Source organism: Pseudomonas sp. MOIL14HWK12:I2 (assembly GCF_000510745.1).
Taxonomy (GTDB): Bacteria; Pseudomonadota; Gammaproteobacteria; order Pseudomonadales; family Pseudomonadaceae; genus Chryseomonas; species Chryseomonas oryzihabitans.
In genome coordinates this window covers 28,719-41,907 of sequence record NZ_AZOA01000017.1, presented here as the reverse complement: position 1 = coordinate 41,907, position 13,189 = coordinate 28,719, and the positions used below count along the sequence as shown (strand labels likewise).

Annotated in this window: 10 protein-coding genes; 4 read left to right on the top strand and 6 right to left on the bottom strand. The window is 68.1% G+C overall.

Going from position 1 to position 13,189, the window contains the following annotated elements; genetic code table 11:
- Positions 1 to 606: 606 nt before the first annotated feature.
- The 4 genes from PSK12I2_RS0115215 to PSK12I2_RS0115200 form a co-directional block, all read right to left on the bottom strand.
- Complete coding sequence (locus PSK12I2_RS0115215; protein WP_027599057.1) at positions 607 to 2,436, bottom strand: glycoside hydrolase family 15 protein; 1,830 nt, start codon at positions 2,434 to 2,436, stop codon at positions 607 to 609.
- Positions 2,429 to 3,232 carry a glucose 1-dehydrogenase gene (locus PSK12I2_RS0115210; protein ID WP_027599056.1) on the bottom strand — a complete coding sequence of 268 codons (804 nt, stop codon included), beginning with the start codon at positions 3,230 to 3,232 and terminating at the stop codon, positions 2,429 to 2,431. Before PSK12I2_RS0115210 ends, PSK12I2_RS0115215 begins: the two co-directional genes overlap by 8 nt.
- A gap of 85 nt (positions 3,233 to 3,317) precedes the next feature.
- Positions 3,318 to 4,964 carry a methyl-accepting chemotaxis protein gene (locus PSK12I2_RS0115205; RefSeq protein WP_027599055.1) on the bottom strand — a complete coding sequence of 549 codons (1,647 nt, stop codon included), beginning with the start codon at positions 4,962 to 4,964 and terminating at the stop codon, positions 3,318 to 3,320.
- Between the two features lie 128 nt (positions 4,965 to 5,092).
- Positions 5,093 to 6,322, bottom strand: coding sequence for an MFS transporter (locus tag PSK12I2_RS0115200; RefSeq protein ID WP_007162567.1), 1,230 nt, complete (start codon positions 6,320 to 6,322; stop codon positions 5,093 to 5,095).
- 303 nt (positions 6,323 to 6,625) lie between these two features.
- Here PSK12I2_RS0115200 and PSK12I2_RS0115195 point away from each other — a divergent pair, with 303 nt between their 5' ends.
- The 4 genes from PSK12I2_RS0115195 (at position 6,626) to PSK12I2_RS0115180 (ending at position 10,424) form a co-directional block, all read left to right on the top strand.
- Entirely contained in the window at positions 6,626 to 8,071 is a 1,446-nt protein-coding gene (locus PSK12I2_RS0115195; protein WP_007162566.1) for a cytochrome ubiquinol oxidase subunit I, read from the top strand.
- On the top strand, positions 8,068 to 9,090 hold the full coding sequence (cydB, locus tag PSK12I2_RS0115190) for a cytochrome d ubiquinol oxidase subunit II (RefSeq protein ID WP_007162565.1): 1,023 nt from the start codon (positions 8,068 to 8,070) through the stop codon (positions 9,088 to 9,090). Before PSK12I2_RS0115195 ends, cydB begins: the two co-directional genes overlap by 4 nt.
- Positions 9,090 to 9,251, top strand: a complete 162-nt coding sequence (locus PSK12I2_RS24625; RefSeq protein ID WP_007162564.1) for a DUF2474 domain-containing protein — start codon at positions 9,090 to 9,092, stop codon at positions 9,249 to 9,251. Before cydB ends, PSK12I2_RS24625 begins: the two co-directional genes overlap by 1 nt.
- Before the next feature lie 279 nt (positions 9,252 to 9,530).
- The gene (locus tag PSK12I2_RS0115180) at positions 9,531 to 10,424 is read left to right on the top strand and encodes a proline iminopeptidase-family hydrolase (RefSeq protein ID WP_007162563.1); all 894 of its coding nucleotides are present in this window, start codon (positions 9,531 to 9,533) and stop codon (positions 10,422 to 10,424) included.
- On the opposite strand, the gene PSK12I2_RS0115175 is transcribed toward PSK12I2_RS0115180, so the two are convergent.
- Positions 10,421 to 11,797, bottom strand: coding sequence for a GTPase/DUF3482 domain-containing protein (locus PSK12I2_RS0115175; protein WP_027599054.1), 1,377 nt, complete (start codon positions 11,795 to 11,797; stop codon positions 10,421 to 10,423). The two genes, PSK12I2_RS0115180 and PSK12I2_RS0115175, sit on opposite strands and share 4 nt — an antisense overlap.
- Positions 11,794 to 13,182 carry a DUF2868 domain-containing protein gene (locus PSK12I2_RS0115170; RefSeq protein WP_027599053.1) on the bottom strand — a complete coding sequence of 463 codons (1,389 nt, stop codon included), beginning with the start codon at positions 13,180 to 13,182 and terminating at the stop codon, positions 11,794 to 11,796. The genes PSK12I2_RS0115175 and PSK12I2_RS0115170 overlap by 4 nt, the downstream gene beginning before the upstream one ends.
- Between the last annotated feature and the right edge of the window lie 7 nt (positions 13,183 to 13,189).

Sequence of the window (13,189 nt, the reverse complement as noted above, 5' to 3'; positions counted from 1 at the left end):
AGGCGTTTGGCTACCTTCGTTTGGCACCGTAGCGTGGAAAACGGCGCAGCCTTTTCCATAGTAGCTACGTACCGCGCTGTACCCTCATCCCAACCCTCTCCCAAGGGGAGAGGGGCTGCCCAAGTAGGCGTTTGGCTACCTTCGTTTGGCACCGTAGCGTGGAAAACGGCGCAGCCTTTTCCATAGTAGCTACGTACCGCGCTGTACCCTCATCCCAACCCTCTCCCAAGGGGAGAGGGGCTGCCCAAGTAGGCGTTTGGCTACCTTCGTTTGGCACCGTAGCGTGGAAAACGGCGCAGCCTTTTCCACAGTAGCTACGTACCACGCTGTGCCCTCACCCCAACCCTCTCCCAAGGGGAGAGGGGGCTGCCCGAGCAGGCGTTTGGCTACCTTCGTTTGGCTCCGTAGCGTGGAAAACGGCGCAGCCTTTTCCACAGTAGCTTCGTACCACGCTGTGCCCTCACCCCAACCCTCTCCCAAGGGGAGAGGGTGCTATCCGAGCGGGTTTCTGGCTTTATCCGCTCCGGCAGGATCGCGATCAGCTATTGGGCTGGTACCCGCAGGAGTGGCCGCATCGGCGGACCACTGTGGCCGTATCGACCCACCCTAAGGCTGCCATTGCGGATCCTTGCCGCTCAGCTTGCGATCCAGGAAGAAGGCGGTACTGATCAGCGCCAGGTGCGACAGGGCCTGGGGCAGGTTGCCGAGGGGGTAGCCGCGCTTGTCCAGTTCCTCGGCATAGAGACCCAGTGGATTGGCGTAGCCCAGCAGCTTTTCGAACTCCAGGTGGGCTTCGTCGACGCGACCGGCGCGGGCCAGGCATTCGACGTACCAGAAGGAGCAGGCGACGAAGGCGCCTTCTTCGCCCTTGAGGTTGTCCGCTGGCGTGTCCGCCGGGTTGTAGCGGCGGATCATGCCGTCGTAGGCCAGGTTGGTCTTGATGGCGTCCAGGGTGGACAGCCACATGGGATCGGTGGCGCTGACGAAGCGCACCAGCGGCATCAGCAGCAGGGCGGCGTCCAGGCTCTTGCCGTGACGGGTCGAGGTGAAATGACCCAGGTCGGCGTTCCAGAAGTTATCCCAGATGTCTTCCTGGATGGCGGCGCGGGCGGCGTACCAGCGTTCGTAGGGCATCGGCAGCGAGCGCTTGACCGACAGCCGCATGGCGCGGTCGATGGCCACCCAGCACATCAGCCGCGAATGCAGGAAGTGCTCGGGATCGCCGCGCATCTCCCAGATCCCGGCGTCGGGCTGGTTCCAGTGCTCGCAGACGTGGTCGATCATCCGCACCACCTCCTTCCAGCCCTGGTGGGAGATGGCTTCGCCATACTTGTTGGACAGGTAGATGGCGTCCATCAGCTCGCCATAGATGTCCAGCTGGATCTGCTTGTAGGCCTCGTTGCCGATGCGCACCGGACTCGAGTCGGCATAGCCGGCCAGGTGGTCGAGGGTTTCCTCGGGCAGGTCCAGGCCACCGTCCAGGCGATACATGATCTGCAGCTTTTCCGGGGCGCTGTGGCTGTTTTCCACGCACTGGCCCACCCAGTGGGTGAAATCCTTGGCTTCCTGGGTGTAGCCCAGGCGCATGAAGGCGTAGACGGTAAAGGAGGCGTCGCGGATCCAGGAGGCGCGATAGTCCCAGTTGCGTTCACCGCCCAGGGCTTCGGGCAGGCTGAAGGTGGCGGCCGCGGCGATGGAGCCGTGCTTGCAGGAGGTCAGCAGCTTCAGCGCCAGGGCCGAGCGGGTGACCATCTCGCGCCAGCGCCCCTGGTAGTGGCTCTTGGCGGCCCAGGAGGTCCAGTAGGTCAGGGTGTCCTCGAAGCAGAGATCGCTCTGGCCGGCGACGACCTTGTCGTCCTTCTCGCAGCCAAAGACGAAATCCAGCTGTTCGCCCTGTTCCAGTTCGAATTCGGCCAGGGCGGCGTTGCCGTCCACCTGCAGGGTGACGCTCGACGCCAGGCGCAGGGTCGGCTGGCCCGCGGCCTCGAACAGGGCGCCGCCGTCCACCAGGCGGGCGCGGGTCTCGGCGCGGGCATAGTCATGGGCCGGGGCGCAGACCAGGCGGAAGCGGCAGCGTCCGGCCACCACCTGCACGCGGCGGACGATGCGCGGCTGGGTGTCCTCGCTGCTGCACACCGGCATCAGATCGGTGATCTCGGCGACGCCTTCCGCCGATAGCCAGCGGGTCTGCAGGATATTGGTGTCCGGCAGATAGAGCTGCTGCTCGCGGGCGTCTTCCCAGACCGGCGCCAGGCTGAAGTAGCCGGCCTTTTCCGAGTCGAGCAGGGCGGCGAATACCGAGGGGCTGTCCAGATTCGGCCAGCAGAAGTGGTCGATGGTGCCGTCGGTGGCGACCAGGGCGCAGGTGCGCAGGTCGCCGATGACACCGTGGGCGCCGATACTGCGGCGGGCGTGCACGGAGGTGGAATCAGCCATTGTCTTCGAATCCTGGATAGAGGCACATGCCGCCGTCGACGAACAGGGTGGTGCCGACGATATAGTCGGCCAGGTCGCTGGCGAGAAAGACCGCCACGTTGCCCACGTCGTCGACGTGGCCGACACGCTTGTAGGGGATCAGCTTGAGCAGTTCGCGGGCCTTGGCCTCGTCACCGGTCACCTCTTCGTTGATGGCGGTGGCGATGGCGCCCGGGGCGATGCTGTTGACGCGAATGCCCTCGGCAGCGACTTCCTGGGCCAGGCTGCGCATCAGCAGATTGACCCCGCCCTTGGAGGCGGCGTAGTTGACGTGGCCAGCCCAGGGAATGACCTCGTGGACCGAGCTCATATGGATGATCTTGCCCAGGGCGCGGGAGATGCTTTCGTCGCGGCCCTGCTTGCGGAACTGGCGGATCGCCGCCCGGGCGCAAAGGAACTGCCCGGTGAGGTTGGTGTTGATCACCGTGTTCCAGTCCTTGAGCGACATGTCGGCCACGGCCGCATCCTTTTGCAGGCCGGAGTTGGCGACCAGGATGTCCAGCCGGCCGAAGGCTTCCAGGGTGCGGTCGAACAGCGCCTGGACCTCGGCCTCGTCGCCGACGTCACCGCCAACGGCGATGGCGCGACCGCCGGCGTCCTGGATGCGCTTGGCCAGTTCCTCGGCCGGTTCGGCGCTGGAATGGTAGTTGATGGCGACGGCGGCACCGGCCTTGGCCAGGGCCTCGGCGACGGCGGCGCCGATCCCGGAGCTGCCGCCGGTGACCAGGGCGACCTGGCCGTTGAGGGAAAGCTGCATGTCCAGACTCCTGCACGGGAAAAGGTGTCTGACTGCTGACCGTCACGCGCGCGTCTAGGTTCAGCCCGCGAGCGTTGCCGGATATTCAGGCCGAGGCCGTGCGGAACAGGCTCATGCGGCGCTCCAGGTCCTCGGCCAATTCGGCCAGCTGGCGACTGGCGCCGGCGATCTGCTGCGAACCGCTGGCGGTTTCCAGGGTGGCCGCGTGGATGCGGTTGATGTTCTCGTTGACCTCTTCGGCCACGGCGGTCTGCTGGGCCGCGGCGGTGGCGATCTGGGCATTCATGGCGTTCACCGAGCCGACGTCCGCCTGGATGGCCGCCAGGGCCGCGACGGCACGCTGGGTCAGTTCGGCGGTCTCGTGGGCCTGGCCGCGGCTCTCTTCCATCTGCGCCGCGGCGCGTCCGGCGCCTTCCTGGAGGGTGGCGATCATGGCGCGGATCTCGCGGGTCGATTCCTGGGTGCGGGTGGCCAGGTTGCGGACCTCGTCGGCGACCACGGCGAAGCCGCGACCCTGCTCGCCGGCCCGGGCCGCCTCGATGGCGGCGTTCAGCGCCAGCAGGTTGGTCTGCTCGGCGATGCCGTTGATGACGGCGACGATGTTCTCGATGCTGGCGCTGTCGCTGGAGACTTGCTGCACGGTGACGCTGGCCTGTTCCAGGGCCTGCACCAGCTGGCCGATGGCCTGGCCGGAGCTGGCGACCAGCCGGTTGCCGTTGTCCACCTGGGCGCTGGCATTGCCGGTGGCCTGGGCGGCCTGGGCCGCGTAGCCGGCGACCTCGCCGATGGTGGCGGCCAGCTCGGTGACCGCGGCGGCCATGTGCTGGGCCTGGTTGGATTGCACATCGGTGTGGCGCTGGTTGGTCTGGGCGGTGCCTTGCAGCTGGGCCGCCGCCGCGGCGACCGAGCTGGCGGTATGGCGTACCTGGATGATGGTCTCGCCGAGGTGCGCGGTGGCGCTGCCCAGGGTGCCCATGACGCTGTCCGGATGGCGGGTGGCGGGGCGCTCGTCCAGGCGGCCCTCGGCCAGGCGGCGGATGGCGGCGGCCACGGCGTGGGGTTCGCCGCCCAGGGTGGCACCCATCTGGCGAATGATCAGGATGGAGACGGTGACGCTCAGCAGCAGGGCGAGGGCGCAGGTGACCAGCATCAGCCAGCGGAAGCCGCCGGCGATGCCGCGGACCTCGCCCAGGTGGCCGCTGGCGATGGCTTCTTCGTGATCGATGAGCGCATTGATGCGCTTGAGCCACTCGACATAGGCCGGCGAGACGCGCTCCAGCAGGAACACCCGGGCGCCTTCCAGATCGCCGGCCTGGCGCAGCTGCAGCAGGCGCTCGGTCAGCGGCAGGGCGGTGCCTTCGATGTCCTTGATGGCCGCCAGCAGGCGCTGTTCCTCGGCCGTGGCGCCCTGGCTGGCGAACAGCTGATCCATGGGCTCGGCGGACTGGCGATAGAAGGCCTTGAGCCGGTCGATGTCGGCCAGGCGACTGGCCAGGGGCGCGGCGTCGTGGATCAGCACCGTATCGCGAATGGCGATGGCGCGGTCGTGCACGCTGCCGCGGAAGTTGATGGCGTAGCGCTGCTTGACGCTGGCGCCCTGGCTGACGGCGGTCAGGGTGTCATCGATGACGCCGACGCGCTGGACGCCGACGAGGGTGATCAGCAGCATCAGCACCAGGATCAGGCCGAAGCCCAGGCCCAGGCGGGCGGCCATGGAAAGGGGGGTACGCATGAAAACCTCAACGCTTCAAAGTGTGTGACATGGATCACATTTTGCGTTAAAGGTTTGCGCGATAAGTTTACTTCGGGCCGAGCGGTCATCCCCCAGGTATGAATGGCCCGTTGGCGGCAGGGCTGGATTCAACTGTCCTGGCGCGGCTCCGTCAGCCGGTCACGCCTGGCCAGACCGGGGAACAGCTTCATCCAGACCCCGGTGATCACCAGGGTGCCGACGCCGCCCAGCACCACCGCCGGCACCGTGCCGAAGAAGTGCGCGGTAACCCCCGACTCGAACTCGCCGAGCTGGTTGGAGGCGCCGATGAACAGGCCGTTGACCGCACTGACCCGGCCGCGCATGGCATCGGGGGTCTCCAGCTGGACGAAGGAACTGCGGATCACCACGCTGACCATGTCGGCGGCGCCCAGCACCACCAGGGTGGCCAGCGAGAACCACAGCGAGGTGGACAGCCCGAAGGCGATGGTGGCGACGCCGAACAGCGCGACCGAACCGAACATGATGCGCCCCACGTGGCGATTGAGGCTGACGTAGGCGAGCAGAAAGGACATGCCCAAGGCGCCCACGGCCGGCGCCGAGCGCAACAGGCCCAGACCCCAGGGACCGGTGAGCAGGATGTCGGCGGCGAACACCGGGAGCAGGGCGGTGGCACCGCCCAGAAGCACGGCGAAGAGATCCAGGGAGATGGCGCCGAGCACGTCCGGGCGACTCTTGATGAAGCGGATGCCGGCCAGCAGGTTGTCCAGGGTCGGCTTTTCCTTCTGGCTGGGCGTCTGCCGCGCCGGCAGGCTGGAGACCAGCAGGATGGCGATGCCGTAGAGCACCAGCGCCGGGCCATAGACCCAGGCGGCGCCCAGGGCATAGAGCAGGCCGCCCAGGGCGGGGGCGATGATGGTGGCGCCCTGCATGGCCGAGGCCGCGGCGGCGATGGCGCGGGGAAAGATCGCCGGCGGCACGATGTTGGGCAGCAGCGCCTGGGTGGTGGGCTGTTCGAAGGCGCGCGCGGTACCCAGGCAGAAGGCCAGGATGAAGATCAGTTCGCGGGTCACCGCCTGATTGAGGCTGCCCACCAGCAGCACCAGGGCGATCAGGCCCTGGCCGGTCTGGCAGAGGGCGGCGACCCGGCGGCGGTCGTAGCGATCGGCGACATGCCCGGTGTGCAGCATGAACAGTACCCGCGGCAGGAATTCCACCAGCCCCACCAGGCCGAGATCGAGCACGTTGCCGGTGAGGGAATAGAGGTGCCAGCCGATGGCGACGGTGAGCATCTGGAAACTGCCGGCGGTGCAGATGCGGGCGAACCAGAAGGCGACGAAGGGACGGTGGTGACGCAGCTGCAGGGTATCGCCGGACATGACTGGGGCTCGCAGGGACAGAGGCGGCATCTTAAGCCACCCGGGGACTGATCGTCATACCACTGCGGGGTGCGACAGCCTGCCCGATGCGACATCCAACCACGTAAGCAAATGTATCGAGGAGGTCTATCCTAAAGCCTGACGTTGATCCACGTCAGCTTCCGACCTGGTCCAATGGGCTAGCGGCGGTGGCGCCTTTTTAGCGTCCCGCTAGAACCCCAGGCGACGCCGGAGGTTCGAACCTCGGTCAGCGTCAACTCGACCGGCTACCCTCGATGGCCGGCGTGCCTGAGAGGAAAAGCTATGTTCGGCCTCGAAGCCCTGGATCTCGCCCGGATCCAGTTCGCCTTCACCGTGTCCTTCCACATCGTCTTCCCGGCGCTGTCCATCGGTACCGCGAGCTTTCTCGCCGTGCTCGAAGGGCTGTGGCTGAAGACCGACAACCACGTCTACAAGGATCTGTATCACTTCTGGCTGAAGATCTTCGCGATCTTCTTTGGCATGGGCGTGGTGTCCGGTCTGGTGATGGCCTATGAGTTCGGCACCAACTGGAGCGGCTTCGCCGACTATGCCGGCGCCGTGACCGGCCCGCTGCTGACCTACGAGGTGCTGACCGCCTTCTTCATCGAAGCCGGCTTCCTCGGCGTCATGCTGTTCGGCTGGAATCGCGTGGGTCGCGGCCTGCACTTCTTCTCGACGGTGATGGTGGCCATCGGCACCCTGATGTCGACCTTCTGGATCCTGTCCTCCAACAGCTGGATGCACACCCCGAGCGGCTACGAGATCGTCGATGGGCGCATCGTCCCGGTGGACTGGCTGGCGGTGATCTTCAACCCGTCCTTCCCCTTCCGCTGGGCACACATGACCATCGCCGCCTACCTGTCGGTGGCCTTCCTGGTCGGCGCCTCGGCGGCCTGGCACCTGCTGCGCGGCAACGACAACCCGGCGGTGCGCAAGATGTTTTCCATGGCCATGTGGATGGCCCTGCTGGTGGCCCCGGTACAGGCCTTCGTTGGCGACGCCCACGGCCTCAACACCCTGGAGCACCAGCCGGCCAAGATCGCCGCGATGGAAGGCCACTGGGAGAACCCCCCGGGCGAAGCGACCCCGCTGATCCTGTTCGGCTGGCCGGACATGGAGCGCGAGGAAACCCGCTTCAAGGTGGAAATCCCGGTACTGGGCAGCCTGATCCTCAAGCACAGCCTCACCGAGCCGATCCCGGCGCTCAAGGACTTCCCCAAGGAAGACCGGCCGCCGGCCTATGTGGTGTTCTGGTCGTTCCGCATCATGGTCGCCCTGGGCATGCTGATGATCGCCGCCGGCCTGTGGAGCGCCTGGCTGCGCTGGCGCGGCAAGCTGTTCGAGACCCGCGCCTTCCTGCGCCTGGTCACCTGCATGGGGCCGGTCGGTCTCATCGCCCTGCTGGCCGGCTGGTTCACCACCGAGGTGGGCCGCCAGCCGTGGATCGTCTACGGCCTGTTGCGCACCAAGGACGGGGTATCCAACCACAGCGTCACCCAGCTCAGCATCACCCTGGTGGCCTTCGTGGTGGTCTATTTCGCCGTGTTCGGCATCGGCACCCTCTATGCGCTGCGCATGATCGGCAAGGGTCCGCACACCGGTGAAGGCGACCTGCCCACCTCCGGCGGTCCGGGCACCGATCGCCATCCCAAGCGTCCGCTGTCCGGCGCCGATGGCGGCCTGGAAGAAGACAACCCCACCGACCAGCTGACCGGAGACCGCACATGAACGGCATCCCTGGCATCGACCTCCCGCTGATCTGGGCGATCATCATCATCTTCGGCCTCATGATGTACGTGGTCATGGACGGCTTCGACCTGGGCATCGGCATCCTCTTTCCCTTCGTCAAGGGCAAGGAAGACCGCGACGTCATGATGAACACCGTGGCGCCCATCTGGGACGGCAACGAGACCTGGCTGGTACTCGGCGGGGCGGGGCTCTATGGCGCCTTCCCGCTGGCCTACTCGATCATCCTGCCGGCGCTGTACCTGCCGCTGATCTTCATGCTGATCGGCCTGATCTTCCGCGGTGTGGCCTTCGAATTCCGCTTCAAGGTCCAGGAAGGCAAGGAAGCCCTGTGGGACAAGTCCTTCATCTTCGGCTCGCTGCTGGCCAGCTTCTGCCAGGGCGTGGCCCTGGGCGCCTTCATCGAAGGCTTCCCGGTGGAGAATCGCCAGTACGTCGGCGGTCCGCTGGACTGGCTGACACCCTTCTCGGTGTTCTGCGGCCTGGGCGTGATCGCCGCCTATGCGCTGCTGGGCAGCACCTGGCTGATCATGAAGACCGAGGGTCCGCTGCAGGCGACCATGCGCCGCCTGACCAAGCCGCTGCTGTTCCTGCTGCTGGCCTTTACCGCGGTGGTGAGCATCTGGACCCCGCTGAGCCAGGCGGCCATTTCCGCCCGCTGGTTCAGCATGCCCAACCTGGTCTGGTTCCTGCCGGTGCCGATCCTGGTCGGCGTGGTGACCCTGGCCCTGCTGCGCGCCATCCTGCGCGAGGATTCGCACCATGCGCCCTTCCTGCTGACCCTGGCGCTGATCTTCCTCGGCTACAGCGGTCTGGGCATCAGCCTCTGGCCGAACATCATCCCGCCGGCGGTTTCCATCTGGGAGGCCTCGTCGCCGCCGCAGAGCCAGCTGTTCCTGCTCATCGGCACCCTGTTCATTATCCCCATCACCCTGATGTACACCTTCTGGGGCTACTACGTGTTCCGCGGCAAGGTACGCGCGGGGGAGGGCTACCACTGATGCCCGGCCGCTCGCGCGAACCCAATCCCGCGGACAACAAGCCGCTCTGGCAGCGGCTGGCCTGGATGGCCGGCATCTGGGCCTGCAGCCTGGTGGCGCTGGGCGTGGTGGCCTGGGTGCTGCGCCTGGTGCTGACGGCGGCGGGGCTCAAGTCGCACTGACCCCTCGGGTGTTTCGGTGGATGAGGCTGCGCCGTCATCCACCCTACGCGGAACGCGATCCTGTACTTGAAAGCTACTCTTTACGCTGTACAGCTCCCTCCCCCGCAAGCGGGAGAGGGGGCTGTCCGGCGTGAAGGGATCGAACGCCGCGAATCAGCCCGGCTGCCGATCAGAACTGCAACGCAGCCCAACGCCCCAAACCTACAACTTTTCCCAGTTATCCCCCTCCCACCCGCCCGTTAGCCTGACCCCGTTCCCATCGAGACGAGGAAGGCTTCCATGCAGGTTCAAGAAGGCTACGCCGATTTCCACGGCCATCAGACCTGGTACCGGGTCACCGGTGAGCTGGCCAGCGGGCGGTTGCCGCTGGTGGTGGCCCATGGCGGTCCCGGTTGCACCCATGACTATGTGGACAGCTTCAAGGACCTGGCCGAGCGCGGCTGGCCGGTGGTGCATTACGACCAATTGGGCAACGGCCGCTCCACCCACCTGCGCGGAATAGACCCCGGCTTCTGGACGGTGGCGCTGTTTCTCGACGAGCTAGACAACCTGCTGCGCCACCTGGGTATCCGCCAGTACGTGCTGCTCGGCCAATCCTGGGGCGGGATGCTGGCCGCCGAGCACGGGGTGCGCCAGCCTGAAGGACTGCGGGGGCTGGTCATCGCCAATTCGCCGGCGTCCATGGCGCTCTGGCGCGAGGCCGCGGCCGGGCTGCGGACCGAGTTGCCGGCCGAGGTGCAGGCCACCCTGGAGCGCCACGAGGCCGCCGGCACCACCGACTCGCCGGAGTACCGCGCTGCCAGTGAGGTCTTCTATGCCCGTCATGTCTGCCGCGTGCAGCCCCTGCCGGCCGAGGTGGCGCGGACCTTCGCCGCCATCGACGCCGATCCCACCGTCTATCACGCCATGAACGGCCCCACCGAATTCCATGTGATCGGCAGTCTCAGGGACTGGAGCGTGATCGAGCGGCTCGAGCGGATCCAGGTGCCGACCCTGCTGATCTCCGGGCGTCACGACGAGGCCACCCCGGCCTGCGTGGAGCCCTTCGATAGACTCATCCCGGATGCCCGCTGGCGTATCTTCGAGCATTCCAGCCACATGCCCCACGTGGAAGAACGCGAAGCCTGCATGGCCACGGTGGCGGTCTTTCTCGCCGAGCTGGAGCGCCGCTAGGCGTCCGCATCCAGGGCGGCGGCGATCTCGTCGATGCGGCTCTGGCGGTCGTCGGCCTGCAGGCGCGGGCGCGGATTGAGCGCCGACCATTCCGGATGGGCCCGGGCCACCTGCACGGCGGCGGGCAGCTTGCCCTCGCGCCAGCGCTGCTCGTCGGGGGCGGCCACCTCGATGGCGCCCTGGGCGGCATGGCCGCGGGTTTCCAGCGCCGCCAGCAATTGTCGCTGCCGGACGGCCAGCAGCCGCAGCACGGCATCGTCGATGGACAGTTCCCGTCCGCCGCGCAGCTTGCCGAACAGCCGCCGACCATAGTGGCCGCCGGTCTGCGCCAGGCCGCCGGCCAGGGCGCCCAGCACCGTGGCGGCGCCCAGGGTCAGACCGCCGGCGAGCAGGTCCAGGCCGACCCCGGCCGCGGCGCCGGCCGCCACGCCGCCGCCCAGGCGGATGCCCAGCAGGCGCAGGGTTTCCGGATTGAAGAGATCGTCGCCCCAGCGCCCGTCCAGCAGCGGCAGGTCGCTGGCGTGGGCATCGCCCGGGCGAAAGCCGAACAGCCGCAGCAGGTCTTCCACGCAGCGCTGTTCGCGGGTGCGCAGGGCGTCGCGCAACTCGGCCGTCGCGGTATTCACCTCGGCTTCGCCAGGCGCCACGCTGCGCCGCGCGGCGGCGGCGTCCACCAGCAGCTCGGCGATCAGCCGCACCCCCTGCTGATGGCGGCGGCGGGCCTGCTCGGCGTGATCGGCGATCAGTCGTTGCAGCGCCGGGCGGCCGCTTTCCAGCAGCGTTGCCAGGCTTTCGTAGAGGCGCGCCTCGCCGTCCGCCGGCGGGGCGACGCTGTCGAAGCGCACCAGGGCGTGCAGGCCGAGGCGGGCCAGGGTGGCGCGCCAATCGTCGGCGCGGTGGCCGTCGGCGGCGACGAAATTGAGCACCGGCACCAGCGGACGACCGCAACCGGCCAGCACCGCCAGTTCGTCGCGGTACTTGGCCAGCACCGGCTCACGGGCGTCGATCACATAGAGACCGGCATCGGAGGCGCGCAGCTGGCGAATCACCTTGGCCTCCTGCTCGAATCGCTGGCGGGCTTCCACGCTGTCGAGAAAGCGGTCGAGCAGGGTGGCGGCGTCCAGGCGTTCGCCGGGGCGCTCCAGTTGCTCGAGGTAATCGCGCAGGGCGATGGCGTCTTCCAGGCCGGGAGTGTCGTAGAGCTCCAGCAGGGCTTCGCCATCCACCGACAGCCGCGCGCCCTCGACATGGCGGGTGGTGCTGGGGCGATGGGAGACCTCGCCGAAGTCGACGTCGCGGGTCAGGGTGCGCAGCAGCGAGGTCTTGCCGACATTGGTGTGACCGACCAGCGCCAGGCGCAGGGGGCCGCTCATGGATTCGTCTCCAGCCAGGCCAGTTCTTCGAGATCGCCGGTGCAGTGTGCCAGGCGCAGGGCATCCAGCGCCTGGCGCCAGTCGTCCAGGCGCACCGGATCGAGCTTGCCGCCCAGGGGCGCGGGCAACAGCCAGACGCGGGTGGCCGTGGCGCAGCGCGACAATTCGGCCAGCAGGGTCAGGGTACCGCGATCCGGCGAGCGGCGGGGATCGCAGGCGATCAGCAGGCGGCGGGCCGGATAGCGGGTCAGCTGTTCGAGCAGATGGCGCCGGCCCTGGCCGTCGTCGAGCACGCCGGCGTCACGCACGCCTTCGGGCAGCGGCGGCGGCCAGGTATGGTCGGTGAGTTCGATGCCCACCAGCAGCGCCTCGTCGCCGGTGCGGGCGAGGCTGCCGGCATCCTGCTGGGGCAGCTGCGCGGGCGCGGCGTCGTTCACCCCGAGGCGTTCGCTGGTGGGCAACAGGCGTTCGCGCAGGTGCAGATAGCCGGGGCGCTCGACGTCCAGCCGCAGCCGCTGGCGACCGCGTCGCCAGCGCCACAGGCAGAGCAGGGTGAGCAGCAGCCGGGGCAGCAGGCCATAGACCAGCACCACGCCGAGCAGCCAGCCGGCCCAGGCCTGGCGTGCCGCGGCCAGGGGGCTGGCGGCATCGCCACTGGCGGCGATGCTGGCCGGGTCGGGCAGCGGAAAGCCCAGTAGCTGGGGCAGGGCGCCGAGCGCCTGGGTCAGCAGCACGAAGGTGTCGCTGCCGAGCAGGGTGGTCTCCCAGACGAACAGATAGCTGCGTCCGGAAAGCAGCGCCAGCAGGGTCGCCAGGGCACTGCCGAGGATCAGCAGCCAGAGGCCGTGGACCAGACCGCCCAGCGCCCAGGGCAGCAGGCGGGCGCGACCGAGCAGCCCGACCAGCGCCGGACCCAGGTGCAGGGCGCGGGCATCCCGCGCCAGGCGGCCGGAGAGCCACAGCCAGAGGCGTGCCAGCGGCGAGGCCAACTGCCGGCCACCCCCCAGCAGGCCAAGGGCCCAGACCAGCAGGCTGAGGAGGTTGAGGCCGAGCAGACTGCCCAGCGCCCAGAACACATTGACCGGACGACTGCCATCGCCCAGCGCCCCGGCGGCGAGACCCGCGCCGCAGAACAGCGCCACGATGCCCAGCAGCCAAGCGGCCAGCAGCGCGCCCTGGCGCCAGCGACGCCGTGCCGCCAGCAGACCGTCGCGCTGACCGAGCAGACGGGCGCGCGTCACCAGTCGCGCCTCGAAGGGACCGCCGGCCGCGCGTGCCTGGCGATTGGCCTCGGCGTCTTCCAGCGGGCCGCTGTCTTCTTCGGTCAGGCGCAGGGCTTCGGTGAGCCAGAGATCCTCGAAGGCGGGAGAGGGGGTTGCGGTCACGCGTCGG